General features: G+C 44.4%; 7 protein-coding genes. All 7 read right to left on the bottom strand.

The annotated features are described in order from the left end of the window. Positions 1-10 precede the first annotated feature (10 nt). Positions 11-916 carry a GyrI-like domain-containing protein gene (locus tag PO830_RS03925; protein ID WP_272852224.1) on the bottom strand — a complete coding sequence of 302 codons (906 nt, stop codon included), beginning with the start codon at positions 914-916 and terminating at the stop codon, positions 11-13. Between the two features lie 3 nt (positions 917-919). Further along, complete coding sequence (locus tag PO830_RS03930) at positions 920-2,248, bottom strand: vanadium-dependent haloperoxidase (protein ID WP_272852225.1); 1,329 nt, start codon at positions 2,246-2,248, stop codon at positions 920-922. After that, entirely contained in the window at positions 2,223-5,465 is a 3,243-nt protein-coding gene (locus PO830_RS03935; RefSeq protein WP_272852226.1) for a VCBS repeat-containing protein, read from the bottom strand. Before PO830_RS03935 ends, PO830_RS03930 begins: the two co-directional genes overlap by 26 nt. Beyond that, positions 5,458-8,811: a CRTAC1 family protein gene (locus PO830_RS03940; RefSeq protein WP_272852227.1), complete on the bottom strand. Its 3,354-nt coding sequence runs from the start codon at positions 8,809-8,811 to the stop codon at positions 5,458-5,460. The genes PO830_RS03935 and PO830_RS03940 overlap by 8 nt, the downstream gene beginning before the upstream one ends. Beyond that, a complete protein-coding gene (locus PO830_RS03945) occupies positions 8,808-12,065 on the bottom strand; it encodes a VCBS repeat-containing protein (RefSeq protein ID WP_272852228.1) in 3,258 nt (1,085 codons plus the stop codon). Before PO830_RS03945 ends, PO830_RS03940 begins: the two co-directional genes overlap by 4 nt. 195 nt (positions 12,066-12,260) lie before the next feature. Beyond that, on the bottom strand, positions 12,261-13,811 hold the full coding sequence (locus tag PO830_RS03950; RefSeq protein ID WP_272852229.1) for a RagB/SusD family nutrient uptake outer membrane protein: 1,551 nt from the start codon (positions 13,809-13,811) through the stop codon (positions 12,261-12,263). Positions 13,812-13,821: 10 nt separating this feature from the next. Beyond that, positions 13,822-16,956 (bottom strand): SusC/RagA family TonB-linked outer membrane protein, encoded by a 3,135-nt coding sequence (locus PO830_RS03955; RefSeq protein ID WP_272852230.1) that lies wholly within the window; start codon positions 16,954-16,956, stop codon positions 13,822-13,824. Positions 16,957-17,729 lie beyond the last annotated feature (773 nt).

Raw genomic sequence — 17,729 nt, forward strand, 5'->3', positions numbered from 1 at the left:
AGATTACAACTTAATCGATTAAAGGTAAATAAATATCTGCTTCCCAACTAAGGGGGTCGCCACCAGTAACGTGTGGATCGTTGCGATAATATTCAATGGGTTTACCGTTGTGTTTATAGCCATGACGCTGAGCGTACTGTAATAAATAATACCAACTCAAATGGGATATCCGATAGTTTCCACGGAAGCTGAGGTGTAACGCCTTTTGTTCGGGTCGGGTTCCCAATTGAATCTCAGGGATCTCAGGGGGTACAGCATCTTTTGCGATAGGAAAGGAAAAATGAAATTGCATGGTGTTTTCTTCTCTGTTCCAGGCGACGACTTCAGAAAATGGATCGTCTTTGAGTTTAAGCGAATCCTCTTTTATGTAGCTCATGATGGTATAGATATTTCGCACCATCACATTTGCCTTTTGATCGACTTTCGCGTCTAAGGTCAGATAACTATAAAAGGTGCCGGGAATGGTGGTTTCAGACACGGGTGTAACTCGAAATGCCTTTTTGGTTTCTTTGAGTACTTCGGCGATCGCAGAGGCATTTTTAATATTTGTTTTTGTAAACGCATTCTGAACAAAAGGGGTGGCTATTTTTTGCTGAAAGGAATGTTGCTCATCGGTGATCCATACCTTCACTTGGGTAGTAGAATCGTCAACACTGCGCAAGAACCATTGATAGGTGCTGATGGAATCATTGTAATACACACGCTGCATCAGTTTCTTTTCAAAATCGTTCTGAAGCAATTCAATTGAATCGATGTCTGCATCCGAAAAACGCTCCCAATCGGCAATTTGCAGGGCTACCAGTCCTTTAGGCAGGGGCGTGGTAAACGTAATTTGATGGTGGTGTTTCCGAAGAAAAAAGTACCATCCCAGTACCCCAACGATCAGTAATAGTATCGCAATTTTAAGGAAACGCATCGCTTATTTCTTCATTGTAATGGTTTCATTCACCAGTCGTCCCAAAGCGCGACCTTGTTTCAATCCTTCATCTATGGCGGCCCGATAGTGGATACCCCCATATAGCCTGCTGAGCGCAGCTTCATCGGCCGCTTTATTGAAGGAAGGAAAGGAGCGAACGGGTATTCCATATGGCACTTCGGTATCGTCTTCAAAGGCAAAATCATCTCCAAACAAATCGGTTAGGACGGTGGAAGCTGCTCCCGATACCACCGAATGACCGCTGGTATATTCTGGAAACGGCGGTGTTTGTAAAATGGGCTTCCAGTTTTCGTCTATGTGAAGATTAATCAAAGTTTCAGGCCGAATCAAATTACTGCGGTACTTTTCATCCCAGCAGCTAATAAATCCATCAAAAATCGCCATGGCCGTTTTCGTATAGGCGTGAACCGTCGCGTTGAAATCGGTTTCGGCCTGCTCTGTAGCAATTTCAGTGATGCCAATCCAATGGGCTCCCGGAGTAATTTTCTTAGTGGCAAACATCAAATGTCCACGGGTCACTGATACATACGGATTGCAATCCCAAAATTGCGCGATCCCAATCTCTTCTGAAGTATCACCGGCTTCGGTAATCCCCTGACTAACTTCATATACCTCTAGGAGTTCACGATAAAACTGACTGTCTTCCTCCAGCGAAAATTCCGGTGGCGGAATGGGTTGAAATTGATTGGCAGAATCTAGCACAAACGGTCTAATCTTCATCCAGTGAGGCTCAATCCCGTCCATGTAGGCTGGTGGTGTGGGTTGCCAGCGTCCAGGTTCGTCGGTATTCACTGTAAACTTAGACATGGTACGAGTCTCTTTGTACAGGTCTTCGTTCATCCAGGCACGGATATGATCGGCAACTTCGAGTCCGTATTCCTTAGCCTCCATAAACTCAGCGTCGTTTTGCTGCGACCATTGTTGGTAGAGACTGTCTGAAAATTGCTGCATACGTTCTTCTGAAAAGATTAACGACTGACTCAAATTCATGTGTGCTACCATGGCTGCCAGTGGATAATTAAGTTGTTTGTTTTTTGGCGTTGGTATGGCCGTGAGTCCGTTTATTTGCCCAGCGAGCGATTGATAGGTGCTGTCTCCCTGTGCGACGATTTCGTAGGCAGCAATATTCGGGTAGGAGTAAATTCTGCTGGCCACCGGGGGCGAGAAGATATCATGCACCATAATATCGGTCACCTGATCGACGCTATTTCTAAAGTCATCCGGACTAATTTGTATGGGTTCTTTTTCCTGGCAACTTACAATAAGTAGCCCTGTAAAAAGTAGCTTAAGGGGTGTTTTTATCCAATTCATAAAGCGCTGAAGTTTCATTATTATAAACGACCAAAAGGTGTTCCTTTTGATCTATCATTAGGGTTCTTAAGTGTCGAACCGATTTTTGATAAAAATCGATCCCGTACTGAAAGGCGGGACGGTGTTCTTTTTCGGAATGGATCACGCTACCGGAAAAGCTATCAAACCTTCCGTGAAACGGAATGACCCCAAAATAATTTCCGCCGGCCAGTAGATATTCTTTTTCTGACACCGAAGCGAAGGCAGTAAGGGGCGCGATCTGCAAGGGCCCCTCCAATGGGTGCCAGGAGAAGCGGCCATTATCGTTTCGCAAATAGCCTGAGGCCAGCTCGGTTACTTCGTATCGAACAGCTTTCTGAAGGGCGGCTTCGCCAAAAACAGCCTTTATATCTTTTCCTGCAAAATCAGAATAGGCTACAAATTTCTTGCGAAGATACACCAATTGTTCGGCCAACTCGTTCAAACCAAGTAGCGGGTAATAGCTGCCGTTCTTTTCGATGGCGATCACGGTTTCTGAAGTACCGTTAGCGTCAAAATCGTCATAGTACATGTGTAGGGGAAATGCGGTACTTGCCTTCAGTTTCGAATTCAATCCCCAGTTTCCGAGGACATAATCCATATCGCCATCGTGATCCATGTCGTGTGCCGCAACCGTTTGCCAGAGTCCGAATAACGGAGGACCTTCCAGATTTTTTAAGTGGAAATGACCCTCGCGATTTTCCAGAAACGTAGGAGGCATCCATTCTCCAACAACCAACAGATCTTCGTCACCATCCTTGTCGAAATCGGTCCAAAGGGCATCGGTCACCATTCCTTCAAATTCAATTTTTTGATGCATGGGGAGCAATTCTTCCGAAGAAATCTTGAAGAGGTACGAGCTCACTTTCTTCCCAAAATCTAGGGGTTTTGAGTGATTTCCCACAAAAACAAAGCCTTCTTGTTCGGAAGCGGTGATTACGGCGGTGTTGACCATTTCATCCGTCCATTGTTTTTTTTGGAAGCCCTCCTCACTTCCCAAATAGAGGAAATCTTTCAAATCTTGTAAGGAAGCTTGTACGCGATTCCCTCCGTTTCCGATGAGAATATCGTTATACCCGTCCTTATTTACATCCAGAATTGCTGCGGTCACATTTTCTGACAGCGAATCTGATCTGAGCTCCGGAAAGGCGTGTGGCTGAAAACCATTGCCCTGTTGCAAGAAAACGGAGGCCGGTTGTCCTACGGCGCCTCCAAAGAAAATATCGGAGGTGCCATTGTTGTCGAGATCACCAAGGGCCAGAGCGGGTCCGCGATCTGATAGTTGGTAGGGGATCAGCTTTTGTACGTTGAAATCGGAGTAGGTGTCTTCCCGGTGCGTAAACGCAAGCGAATTGGCTTCGGAGGCGCGTTTCCATTCAAAATTGTTTGTTTCGGAAGCGGCGGGTTGCCAGGGAATGGTCTGTTTTGGAGCGATAGCGAGGGTAGTGTTGATAGAAGGTTCTACAAGTGTTTGTAAGGTCCTGTTAGGCCAAATGATCTGCAGCGAATCAACCTTAGTCTGGGCGGGGATTCCAAAATGCAGGACGTTTTCACTTGTGGCTTGCCACCCCTTGTTAGGGTATAGTTCGCGGAATTGCATGCCGTCTTCGGTAAACAGCATCGCTTTGGTTCCAATTCCCGCGGTGTTTGGTGCTGCATATTGAAATTGCAGTTTGAGATAGTGTTGCTGTTGATTGGTTTGATTGATATACACCGTGGGCACGTTATTGATATTTTGGGTTACCACATCTAAGTCACCATCCCCGTCCAGGTCACCGATGGCTGTGGCCCCCGAAATACTGGGTGTTTCCTTAAGCCATTGGGTGCTTTGATCTTTAAAGGTCCCTTCTTCGGTACCTTGGTATACGTAATTGGCAACCGCGCCCGAAGGCATCATTTCTAAGGCCTGTTGATCTACCAATCGCGATTCGCTCATCTTTTTTTGAATTTGCTCGTTGGACGCAAAGCGAATAAAATCGAGGTCATTGGGTCGCTTCGGAATTCCGTTAGAGATGAACAGGTCTTCGTACCCATCCTGATTGAAGTCGGCAAAGAGCGCGCTCCAGCTCCAATCGGTTGCGGCAATTCCGCTTTGAAGCGCTTGCTCACTAAAATTTCCGCTCGCTTGATTCAGAAATAACATATTTCGCGCGTATTGATAGTGATATCCAAACTGCTCGGTCCGCATTTTAAGGGTGTGGTAGGTGTCGTCACCTTCTGAAGATTTTAAAACCGTCTCATCTTGTGGCAACATATCCAGAGAAATCAGGTCTGGGCGCCCGTCTCTATTGACATCTCCTACGGCATTTCCCATGGAAAATCGGGAAGTATGCCCAAAATGTGTTTTGAGACGTTCCGTAAAGGTGCCATCGCCATTATTCACGTAATAATAGTCGTCTTCATGGAAATCATTTCCCACATAGATGTCTGGGTAGCCATCTTGGTTAAAGTCGGATACCGACAATCCCAGTCCGTACCCATTATCGCCGCCAAAGATCCCTGCCTGCGCGCTCACATCGGTAAAGCGCCCGTCGTTATTTTGGAGGAGTCGGTCACCGCTCTTCGGGTTTCTGCGGTTCCGAATTTGTGCCCTTCCGAAGGACTCTTGCGTGTGCACAGCATGGTTTAGGACGTATGCATCCAAATCGCCATCGAGATCGTAGTCAAAAAAGGCTGCCGTTGTCCCATAGGCCGAAAGATCTAGTCCGTGTGCTTTGGAAGCTTCCACAAAAGTCAAATCCCCTTGATTAATAAACAGTTCATTATGGCCCTGAAATCCATTGATACCCACCACCGCAAGTACGTAAATGTCTAGGAGACCATCTCCGTTGACATCCGCCATGACCGCACCGGTATTCCAGGAACTCTTGCCTTGAATTCCCGCCTTCTCTGAAATATCTTCAAAGGATAAATCTCCCTTGTTGATATAAAGTTTGTTGGGTCCTTGATTGCTGCTGAAAAACAGATCTGGGAGTCCGTCGTTATTGATATCTCCCATGGCAAGTCCGCCACCGTTGTAAAAATAGAGATAGTCTAAGATATTGAGCGAGTCGCTTTCCTTGAGTTGATGCCTATAATCGATACCAAGTGCTGACGCTTTCATTGTTTTGAACAGCCGGTGTACCGGCACTTCTTCTGAAGCCGATTCACAAGCTACAATTACAAGTACGAGCCAAAGCAGCAGTAGCGTTTTACTCATTGGTTGCGAAGACTTTCGGTTTTTGATTATTGATGGCTACATAAAAGAACTCAACGCCGTCGCGATCCTTGAAGGTAGCGATGTGTTTTACTTCTTCTCGAACAAAAAAGCCACTGGAGTTATAGTCTTCCCAGGAAAAATTCATGTTGCCATCGTTTAACAGAACGCTTCCGTAGTTGGCATCTAAGCGAGAGTATTGCGGTTTGAACTCATAGTCATTTCCGCCCAAAACGATATCTAGATTACCGTCATTATTCACATCGGTACAGGCAATCCCACAGACGCAGGAAAGTTGTGCTCTTGCGGGAAGCGGTTTTGTACCGAAGGTCCCATCGCCATTATTGATAGCGATTACGGAGGAAGAGGTAGCTACCTCCCTAACGGTAGCACGTGCCAGTGTTTCTTCTGGAAATAGTTCTTGAATCGATTTTTTGGCGTACTCGGATGCTTTTAGGTTTTGCTTTTTCAATTTTACCAGTTGGGAAACGATCTCCTTTTTCTGATGAATCGGCATGTCGCGTCCGTCGATTTGTTGGGTCATAATTTGTTCGATGGTTCCATTGTTGTCGAAGTCATTAATCCATAACTTGATAAGGCTTGTTTCGGAAGGAGTATAGTGAATATTTTCTCCCTGGTTTCCGAAGATAAAGTCTACATCGCCATCCTGATCGATATCGGTTGCATGAATAGTGTTCCACCATCCTTTTAGGTTCGCTAAAGGCGAGGCGTTCTTTTGAAGTTTGCCATCGCTAAATTGATAGAATTCCGGAGCCCCCCAGTCAGATACGGTAACGAGCACCTTCGTATTGTTCAGCTCAAGCCATGTTGCGTCGGTGATCATTCCACTGGTTTTTGTCGCTTCAACCACGGATGGTTTTTCGAGAAAAGTTCCATCGCCCTGATTTTCCAAATACCGATGCTTGGGAGTAACACCGTAAATACCCACCACACTTCTGGAACCAACGAATAAGTCGATATCGCCATCGTCATCCATGTCGGCCGGAGTGATTACCGATACGTTGTAACTGGAAGGCGGTTGATTGAAATCTATCCGCGTAAAATTACCCTTGCCATCGTTTTTGTACAAGCGTATCCCAGCGTCGATGGTTTGGGTTACCTGGTTTCCACCTGAGCCAACAGCAAGATCGAGATCGCCATCGCCATCCATGTCAAAAAAACTAGCTGCGGTGTCTTCATAGGTAGCGTCTTCTGAAAATACTTCAGCTGGCTTGGGGACCAAGGCTCCTTTTCCTTGATGTCTATATAGCATGCCGGGCTGCCCCACAGCTCCGCCCGTAAAAATGTCTTCATTTCCATCGCCATCGATATCACCTACAGCTACGGCAGGCCCTTCTTGTGACACCATCCGATTGATCATCCCTTCAAAATCAAAATCAACGTACGTATTCTCTTCGTGTTTTACCAGTTTTGAATTGTCTCGTTCGGTAAATAAGGTTTTTACGGCGTTTTGTCTTGGTATATAGCGTTCGGAAGCTTCCGAATGTAGCAACTGCAAGGTTTGGTTGGCGGTGATATTTGTTAGCAGCGTGGTTTGATCATCCGGCCAAATTACACGAATGGAATCGATGGTTTCCGCAGCCCCTAAACCAATGGTCATTCCGTATTCCATAGACGACTGAAAGCCGCGCGACGGAATCATTTCCTGCAGCACCACCTGATCGTCGTAATACATTTTGATAGTGGTGCCAATCGCAAATCGATTTTTCTCGGGTCCCTCGAAGCGAAGCTTTACGAAGTTGTTATCTGTTTGCTCGTTCGTGTTATTTCGGTAGAGAAATGATGGCATATTTACATTGTTAACTACTAAATCCAGGTCACCGTCATTGTCTAGATCGCCGTAAGCGGCACCGTTACTAAGACTTGGTTCCCCAAGTCCCCATTCCGTTGCTTTATTGGAAAAGGTAAGGTCTTTGTTGTTGCTGTAGGCATAATTAGGAAGGTACACCACCGGCATTTTATTGATGATCGAATCGATGGCTTCCTTTTTCCCGGTTAGCGCCATTTTTTGGATGATCTCATTGGCAAAGAAATCTACAAAATCCAAGTCGGTAAGGTCGTGGTTGATCCCATTGGTAATAAAGATGTCTCTAAAACCGTCGTTATCCATATCGAACATAAGTCCAGACCAGCTCCAATCGGTGGCAGAAATTCCGCTGTAATAGGCAATTTCAGAAAACGTGCCATTGCCATTATTGAGTTGAAGGGTATTTTGAATGTATTGCTGATGAAAATCTTTGCTTTGTTTCAGCTTGAACACATTGTAACCTTCAAATTCCATAACCGATTTAACCCGTTGATCGCCATCCGGAAGCATATCGGTAATAAACACATCTGCATTTCCATCGTTATTGATGTCGGCCATATCAACTCCCATGGCAGATAGGCAGAGATGCGACATCCAACTTTTGATGTCTTCGGTAAAAGTCCCGTCCTGATTATTGATATACAAGTAGTCCCGCTCGTAAAAATCGTTAGAAACGTAAATGTCGGGGTAAAGATCGTTATTAACATCGCTAATCATGACCCCCAGCCCGAAGCCAATCAAGCTCCCATAGATGCCCGCCTCTTCGCTTACTTCCGTAAAGGTGTCGCCATCGTTCCGCAACAACATATCGCCCACGCCTCTAAAAATCTTCGGGATATCCCAATTCTGCGCTCTCACGTCGCGCTGATGTGCAAACCCTAAGCTACTCACTGGAACATTGCTGTTGTTCAAAATATAGGCGTCGAGATCGCCATCTTTATCATAGTCAAAAAAGGTAGCATGGGTACTGAAACCGGTTTTCGCTAGATTGTATTCGTCAGCCATTTCGGTGAAGGTGAGGTCTCCATTATTCATGTACAGGTCGTTGTCATGATTGTTGCCTTCCATATTTCCAGCATTGCTCACATAGATGTCGAGCAAGCCATCGTTATTGATGTCGACCATGGTAACTCCAGTAGACCAGGGTTTGTTTCCGGCCACACCAGCCGTCGCGGTAATGTCTTCAAAGGTCATGTTTCCTTTGTTTAGGAACAGTTTGTTTTCCCCCATGTTTGCGGTGAGGTAGATGTCGGCCAGACCATCGTTATTCACATCACCTATGGCAACGCCACCCCCGTTATAGAAATTTCGATATTTAAAAATGTTGAAATCCTTTTGGTTCACCACGGTGTTGGTAAAGTCTAACCCACTATCTTCTGCCGAAAGTTTTGTGAATAGGCTAGGGGTCTCCGCGGTGGAAGGTTGGGATTCTTCAGAATTGTGGTTACAGGATAATAGGCTTGTGGCTAGTATCAATATCCAGAGATATGGGATAGCCTGACGCATAAAGGCATTAATCATTCTTCAATCTTTTTTAAGAATAAAAGTGAATCGTTGTTCCGGCTAATCACCAAATAGGTGTCGCCGGCAATGGTTAGTTCTTGGATATGTCGTGCCGCTCCCGGGATATTGAATGTGGTGTTTTTGGCTTCTGAGAATTGGCCTGAACCGTTGTTCAACATTAGCAACCCGTGCGAGGCATCTAATCTACTCAATTGTGTACTGATTTCAAAATTATTCCCCACCAAAAGCAGGTCTGGAAAGCCATCGTTGTTAACGTCCTCCACCCAAATATCATTCACACTGGAAATTTGGGCTTTAAAAGGAAGTAGGTGTTTTTTAAAGGTTCCGTTTCCGGTATTTTCAAAATAGCAAGTAGCCAGTTCGTATGCCTTTTTTTGATAGGAATCTTCCCAAAGTTTCTTCGGAAACAGCTCCTGTATTTCTGCCTTCGCAAAATCTCTGTAGCTCAGGAAGGTTTTATTGAGAACAGGTATTTGTTTGACCAATTCGTCTTTGGAGGCGAAGGTGGTTTCTTTTCCTCGATAGTGATGGGTGACAATAGTTTCTACATTCTTGTTGTCATCAAAATCATTTCGGTAGAGGGTAATAGGTTCGGAAGCGGAAGCAGTGAGTCGTGTATTTAATCCCCAATTTCCGGCGACCAGGTCTACATCACCGTCACCGTCAAAATCTTCGGCTACGATACGATTCCACCAACCATGAGTTTTTTCAAACCCTTTTGTTTGTTGACGTGTCAATCGATTTCCGTCATTCAAAAAGACGGTCACGGGCATCCAATCGCCTACTGCGATGAGGTCCATCCATCCATTTCCATCGAGATCAACCCAGGTCATGTTGGTAACATTTCCAATAGTCTGCCACTCGGGTGCCCACGTGGAGGTGACGTCTGTGAAGCGACCCTTTCCATCATTTTCAAACAGGTATTGCTTCGGCGTATGTCCAAATTGGTGCGGCGTAAGGGAAGCACTTATGGCGATGTCAAGATCGCCGTCCAAATCAACATCAATAGCGGCTATATCCGAAGCGTGGATTTGCACCCCTCGAAAATTGAGCGTGTCTTTGATAAACCGTCCTGATTCGTTACGGTATAGTCTGGGTTGTATGGCCTCGCCGTTCAGAAATTCATTTCCCGCGGAAACCACCAACAAGTCGTTAAAACCATTGCCAGTCGCATCAAAAAATACGTGGGCGACATCTTCCGACTTACTGTCTTTTTGGAACATGTCTTCTTGCTGTTGCATAAAACTTCCGGTAGGGGTCTGTATCCATAACTGAGACGCTTGGTTTTTAGCGCCAGATACGAACATATCTTGCCGTTGGTCGTTATTGACATCTGCTACAGAAATTGAGGGCCCTTCATTCGACATGGCAAAAGGGATCAAAGGGTCTCTGTTAAAATCTAAGGTCTGATTCTCTTGGTGTCGAAACGGTATTGGAGCCGGAACCGCTTTTAAAAAGGAAGGTGTTTTAGTACCCGTACTGCTATAGAAATTGCCGGCGGCATTTGACTTTTGGAAATGGAGCCTCTCATTTTTAGGAACGTTTTTCATTGTTTCAAAAGATCCGTCTGGCCAAACAATAGTTAGCGAGTCTGCCGCGTTGGATGACTCCCAACCGAAGTGCAGTTGGGGCGCGATAGCAGACAGATACCCTTTGGTGGTAAAAAGCTCTTTTTGCTGAAAATGTCCGTTGGTATATAACATCGCCTTAGTGCCGATTCCGAAGGGATTAAGAGAATCCCCTTTAAGCGTAATGCGAACAAATGAACGCTCGGGAAAGGCGGTGTTGCTTCTGTTTTCATAAATAAAGGCAGGAGCGTTGACATTATTGGTAACAAGGTCTAAATCGCCATCGTTATCAAGGTCTGCGTAGACCGCACCATGGCTGTAGGACGGAGTGGGTTGATGCCAATCTTCCTTGGTGTTTCTAAAGGTGTTGTTTTTGTTATTCTGAAAGAAATAGTTGGGTACATGTTTCTTCGGAATTTTATCGATAAAAGCCATATCACTTTCATCCATACCTTCGTTCAAAGATTGTTGAATCGTTTCGTTTGCGATGAAGTTGATAAAATCCATATCATTGGTGGCTCCTAAAATGCCATTGGTGATATAAATATCATTCCATCCATCGTTGTCAAGGTCTGCGATCAAGGGGCTCCATGACCATTCGGTTGCGGCAATACCACTTAATTGTCCGGTTTCGCTGAAGCTATTATTGCCGTTGTTCCACTGAAGGCTATTTTGCATGAATTGATGTGCATAGCCATTTTTAATGTAATTGGAATAAATTTGATAATTAAACTCGGCACCGGCGGTCTTATAGGTTTCAAGGTTTTCTGGAAGCATATCGAGTGAAATGATATCCGGGAGGCCGTCATTGTTGAGATCGCCAATGTCATTTCCCATTGAGAAATGCGTAGAGTGCCCCAGTTGATCAGGGTCTGAGGTAATAAGCTCTTTAAACGTTTTGTCTCCATTATTTAGATAGAGATAATCGTTTTCAAAAAAATCATTGCTCACATAAAGATCCGGATAGCCATCCTGATTCAAATCGCTAACGGAAACACCCAGTCCGTAACCAATCTTGCTTTGAAAGATCCCCGAAGCTTCGGAAACATTTGTAAAAACGCCGTTTCTATTTTCCAATAATTTATCCCCAGAGGTGGGATGCGGGGTATTACGGGCGCTGCCTCTTCCGTAGTTTTGATTGGGGTTGGTGGCATGATTTAATAAAAAGCAATCTAAATCGCCATCTAGATCATAGTCGAAGAAGGCCGCTTGTGTCCCGAACCCCTTAAAATCCAAATTGAACTGCGCAGCTTGTTCCTGAAAGATAGGTTGTCCTTGCGGGTCATTGCCTTGATTGATAAATAATAGATTGTGCGCAGCCGGATCGCTATGCGCTGCTACTTTACTTACGTAAATGTCTATACGACCGTCGTGGTTGACATCGGCGACTGTTACTCCAGTGGTCCATCCGGTTGCATTCGAAGCGCCGGATGCTGTGGTGATATCTTTGAACTTTAACCCTCCCAAATTGAGGTATATTTTATCAGGGCCTTGATTGGCTGTGAAATAAAGGTCTTGGAGTCCGTCGCCATTAAAATCGGCTGTGGCTACGCCGCCACCATTGTAGTAATAGATGTAGTTTAAAATATTGAGTTCTGGAGTACTTTTTAGGGTATTTTCAAAATCAATTCCAGAACGTTCCGGTGCGATGGGGGTGAAGAGGTAATCGGTTTTACTTGACACTTCTTTTTGTTGACATCCAATACAACAAAGAAAAAGTAAGGAGAAAAAACGCATGGCGTACTTTGAGTAATATGTAACGTTTGAAATCATGTACATCAGCCTAATTCCGAAGAACCTTCAGCAAAGCAAAAATAATATAAAAAGAACAGGCCGCCTCGAAGAGACGACCTGTTACTTAGGTATTGATTAAATGAATTAGTAACCAGGATTCTGCACTAAGTTTGGATTCGAAAGAATTGCGTTCACTGGAATAGGATAAAGATTTTTGGTTTCATCACCAACTGATTCTTCATTTTTAAAATCCCAATCTCGTGTGAATTGTCCGAAACGCACTAAGTCATTTCGTCTCCAGAACTCAACGTATAATTCACGTCCGCGTTCTGCCAGCATTTCAGCTTCGCCTACACTTCCAAGAGCGCCAGCTCCTCGTAAGGTGCGTAGGTCATTTACCATTGCGGTAGCATCACCACCGTTACGCAGCATAGCTTCTGCCTTCATCAAGTGCGCATCGGCATATCGGAAAACGATTTCGTGTGCACGGAAGGAACCACCGTCAGCTTCGTTCGGGTGATATTTGATCACTCGTACTCCGGTATCTTCAGTATTTCCTGAAAGACCTGGAAGATCTTTTGTAAACACTAGTGGAGCACCGGCACGCGTAGTCAATTGACTTCCATCCTCATCAAATTGTTGTCCGATAAGGAATCCGTAACCGATTCCCAGGTTATCGCTATTGGCGTTACTCGCATCTGGAACAAATCCACGACGCTCTTCTTGTCCGCTTCCAACGGTGTTAACATTTGGATCTCCTTCAAAACTGTCGTAGAATTCAGCCAAGGTGGTAAACCCATTCCATCCTCCTCCTGTGTTGTCCGGAGAGTTTTGGTTGTAGTGCATACCATTCCAAATACGGTTTCCTACCGAAGTAGTCGCATACCAAATAGTTTCAGAGTCTACATCTGGAGTAAAGAGGTCGAAATAACCTGCCTGAAGGGCATATCCGTCTGCAGCAATCGCATCCACCGCATCAATCACAGCCTGATAATTAGGAGTAGTTCCTGTATATCGTTCGCTGTTCAAGATTACTTTGGCCAATAAGAAATTTGCCGTCGCTTTTGAGGCGAGGTTTGTTTCTGCGCTTGGCCCACGTGCTGGTAAGTCAGGAAGGGCGCTATTAAGGTCTGAAATGATAAAGTCGTATGCTTCTTGTGGCGTAAATACCACAGGATTTACATCCGCTCCTTCGTCTGGCTGACGGAAGGGTACTTGACCGTATAAATCAAGTACGAAATACATACAGAAGGCGCGTAAAAATTTTGCCTCTGCCGCCTGCTGTGGAGTAGGAGCACTTCGATCATCGATAATTTGAGACGTACGGAACACATTTTGGTTTAATTGGTTCCATACGGTCAATACATATTGGTGGGTAGGACTCCACGTGTGTGCGTGAAGCGTTCTCCAAATCCCATTATCTCCCCAGTCGGTTCCACGAGTAGGGACTAATTGTTCGTCTGTAGAAACCTCATTAAGCGCGAAGAAGTTCGCTTGGTCTCCCAGCATACCATAAATGGCATTATAGGTTCCACTCAATTCAGATTCTACGTCAACTCCGTTAAAGTCTCCTTGGGAGTCTTCAAACACAGAGTCGGTTGGTTCAATTTCTAGATCGGTACAAGAAAAAGAAACCAAGCTCATCAACGCCACCACAAGGATGGGTTTCCATGTTGTCACAAAAGTTCTCTTCATAATGTTTTTTTTAAAATTTAGCATTTAATCCTAAAGTAAAGGTTCTTGGTCTTGGAAAGGCTGAATAGTCAATACCAAACACAGGAAGACCGTTCAATAGGTCTCCTCCACCTGGAGAAGAGCTAACTTCTGGATCAAGCCCTGAGTAATCGGTAATTACAAATAAGTTTTGACCGGTAAAGGAAAGCATCAATCCGTCTAGGAAAGAATCCTCCGCCAATGGCCAATCGTAGGCGATAGAGGCATTTTGCATACGTACAAAGTCACCCTTTTCTAAGAAACGAGTAGAAACTTCAGCAGCAGCAGTAAGCGCTTCACCTGAGTTCAATGATTCTAAAGGTACATTTCGAGCACTGTTAAACGAACCTGCCGTAAAGAAAGCGTTCGCCGTGTTGTTGTAAATATAGTGTCCAAATTGTCCTGAGAAGTATGCAGAAAGCGTCCAACGCTTGTAGGAAGCCGACGTAGAAAGACCCCCAGTGAAATCGGGTAGGGCACTCTTTCCAACGAACTTCTGAACGTCCTCCTGAATAGGTTGTCCGGTAACAGGGTCAAACCCTTCAAACTCACGTAAGAAATATGAGAATAATGGCTGTCCTGCTTCCAGTTTTTGAGCAAATGCATTAGAAAGTCCTTGCCCTCTAATAGTACCTGCATTGTACTGTCCTTTTAGGTCTTCGATAATGTTATCGTTATAAGCAATGTTGAAGTTTACATTCCAGTTGAAATCTTCTCCCTGTACCAGATCGTACCCTAAAGCAAGTTCTACCCCTTGGTTGACTACCTTAGAGTCGGGAAGGTTTTGGAAAATAAATGGATTTACCGCAGGTTGTGCAGCCTCTACTCTAAAGAGCAGGTCTGTAGTTTCCTTTCGGTAGAAATCTAAACTACCATTAAATCGATCGTTGTTAAATCCGAAGTCTAATCCGGCAGCATACTGCAAGGTTTCCTCCCACTGTAGGTCTGGGTTTGCAAAAGCGATCTGAGAAGATGGGAAGGTGTCGGCAGTGTTGAAGTTAATGTCTCCATTATCTCCAGGGCTAATAAAGTCAAAACGACGTTGGCCTCTAAAGTTACCATATCCTAATCCCTCTTGGTTACCGGTAATACCCACACCAACACGAAGTTTCAGCGTTGATACGTTATCTCCAACAAAGTCTTCATTGTGAAGCTTCCAAGCGATCGCTCCAGAAGGGAAATAACCGTATTGGTTTTCATCACCAAATCGAGATGAACCATCCGCACGAATCGTTGCAGTGATCAGGTATTTGTCATTGATACTGTAGTTAATACGCCCAAAGTACGATTGTAATTCGTCGGTATTATCGAAGGTATCTCCCATTAAGGAACGTACCTTCAATCCTTGTGGGCGGTTGATAAAGTTGGTTTGCAACGGATCTGTCAAACGGTTTACGAATACCCCTTCACTGATGTTTGGCGCATACCCGTACGATTGATAGTCATCAACAGCGATAGCATCTTCAATTAAATTAGCAGTCGCTTCAAGATCGTCACCCATATAGTTTAGGTCTTTGGTGAAAAATCCAAAACCATCTACGTTGCGTCCAGAACGTTGGAAGTCCTGGAAAGAGTAACCAACAATAGCGTCTAAGTTAGAACTTCCGAAGTCGGCATTGTAATTCAACGTCGCTTCTAAAAGGCGGTTCTCGCTATCCAGATCGTTCAAACTACCACGACCGTTTCCGAATACTCCACGGTCAAGATTTAGTGCTTCTGCGGAAACCACAGCGATTCGTGTAGATTCTGCATAATCATATCCTAAATTGATTTTTGCGGTCAAAGAAGGTACAATATCGTATTCCGTAGAAAAATTGATCAGATAACGATTTGTGTTTGATTCATTCTGTGTGAAGGCCAATAATGCCGCCGGACTTGTTAGTCCGCCTGTATTTCCGAAGGTTGGATCGGTAGGCCACGTTGGGTTAGCACTATACGCTGCCCCTAACACGTCTCCACGGAAACCTGCACTACCACTAAGAGGTGCAGTTTCGTCGTTCACGCGAGAAATCGTTCCTTGCAGACTCAAACGTAATTTGTCGTCAAGAAATTTGTGATTGGCATTCAATCGTCCAGTAATTCGCTCGAGAGACGAGTTCTTTACCACACCAAATTGTTTTGTATATCCAAAGGTAGCACGCACGTTACCCCCTTCGTAGCTGTTCGCATACGATAGGTTGTTATTGGTTGACGCCGCGGTGCGTAACACGAAGTCTTGCCAGTCGGTAGAACTTCCAAAATCACGTTCGCTTAGCGGAAATCCGAAACGTTCTGACTGCTCCAGATATTGCTGCGCGTTCATTAAATCGAAGGTCTTACGAGATTTGGAAATACTTAATTGAGAATTGAAGTTCCAAACACCTCCACGAGCGCCACGTCCAGATTTCGTAGTAATAATAACCACCCCGTTGGCACCACGAGAACCGTAAATAGCGGTTGCTGAGGCGTCTTTCAAAATACTGATACTTTCAATATCGTTCGGGTTTAAGAAGGATAGCGGGTTTTTGGAAGCAGACGTACCAAAACCGATATTTTGCCCTTCAGCCGTAGTATTGTCACCAGATAATGGCACTCCGTCTACTACGAAAAGCGGGTTATTATTGGATCGTACCGAGTTAGCACCTCGAATACGGATATCGATTCCAGCACCGGGCTCACCACTTGTTTGAGCAATTTGCACCCCTGCTGTTTTACCTTGAATTAATTGTTCTGGAGACGAGATAACCCCTTGGTTAAATTCATCAGAAGTAACCGCAGTAACCGAACCGGTAGCATCACGTACGGTGGTTGTACCGTATCCGATGACCACTACTTCGTTAAGCGCTTCCACATCTTCAGAAAGTCTCACGTTTATGGTAGCGCGACCATCCACCCCAATTTCTTGCGTGGCATAACCCACATAGCTAAAAACGAGGGTAGCGTCTGACGCTACATTATTTAAAGTGTAGTTTCCGTCAAAATCTGTTTGTGCTCCATTAGCAGTACCCTTCACGATAACGTTCACGCCCGGAACAGGTCCGGTCGCATCGGTCACATTACCGCTCACAGTTGTTTGCGCGTACGACGCACCTCCCAAAAGCAACAGCACTGGGAGCAACAGAAGTTTAGTTAATAATTTGTTTCTCATTTGGTTCCTGGTTTAAAGTTAATTTAATCGTTACATAAAATTCACTTCCATCACCACCTACTCGGTTACGTATTAGTTCCGAGAGAGATTGTAGGAAGATACAAAATAATTATCTGTTTTGCCACTCAATTTGCTATGAACAAATGAGTTGCGAAATAAATTCTCACTATTTGCAAGGGAGGTTTTCCAAGCGTACATAAAAAAATCAATCCTCTTCAACGGATGGCTAATTCCCAGACCTTTTCCCAAATAATAATCTGTGGTGTTCAAGCAACCATTCATAGTTATTTCCAATGCTTGCGAAGAGGATTGATTTGAATTCATTAGAATGACGTTCACAACTGTCGAATGGCTACCTGTATGGTCAAGAGATGAGGCTTGAGTACACATAGGCATCAATATCAAACATACGACAAACACCCTCGTGAAAAGGTGCATATTGCGAACATTCATTTGTTGAATATTAAACACTTAGTTAACTATAAAACTTGAATTGTTAAAATTTTAACAACATTTTAGTAACTACGAATTTCAAATATTTTTTTGAATTTTATAATAATTACTGGCTAAAAACACCATTTTAACAGCCGAAAACGTTTTCGATTGTGGTATTCACAATTTGCGAGTCTCTATCAAGGATTTTAAAGATTTCTCCATAAATAAGCGGATGGTTTTTTCGTTGGTTTGTTAACATAATATTATATTTGAGAAGACCAGAAAGAATAATTGCCCAATAGCGCCAAACCAAAAGTCAATTTTTGTTTCTGATAAAC

This window comes from Altibacter sp. HG106 (genome assembly GCF_028561755.1).
Lineage (GTDB): Bacteria > Bacteroidota > Bacteroidia > Flavobacteriales > Flavobacteriaceae > DFVG01.

Excerpts from the sequence above, each read along its gene's own strand:
- PO830_RS03925 (WP_272852224.1), bottom strand. The coding sequence starts at position 916 with ATGCGTTTCCTTAAAATTGCGATACTATTACTGATCGTTGGGGTACTG.
- PO830_RS03930 (WP_272852225.1), bottom strand. The coding sequence starts at position 2,248 with ATGAATTGGATAAAAACACCCCTTAAGCTACTTTTTACAGGGCTACTT.
- PO830_RS03935 (WP_272852226.1), bottom strand. The coding sequence starts at position 5,465 with ATGAGTAAAACGCTACTGCTGCTTTGGCTCGTACTTGTAATTGTAGCT.
- PO830_RS03940 (WP_272852227.1), bottom strand. The coding sequence starts at position 8,811 with ATGATTAATGCCTTTATGCGTCAGGCTATCCCATATCTCTGGATATTG.
- PO830_RS03950 (WP_272852229.1), bottom strand. The coding sequence starts at position 13,811 with ATGAAGAGAACTTTTGTGACAACATGGAAACCCATCCTTGTGGTGGCG.
- PO830_RS03955 (WP_272852230.1), bottom strand. The coding sequence starts at position 16,956 with ATGAGAAACAAATTATTAACTAAACTTCTGTTGCTCCCAGTGCTGTTG.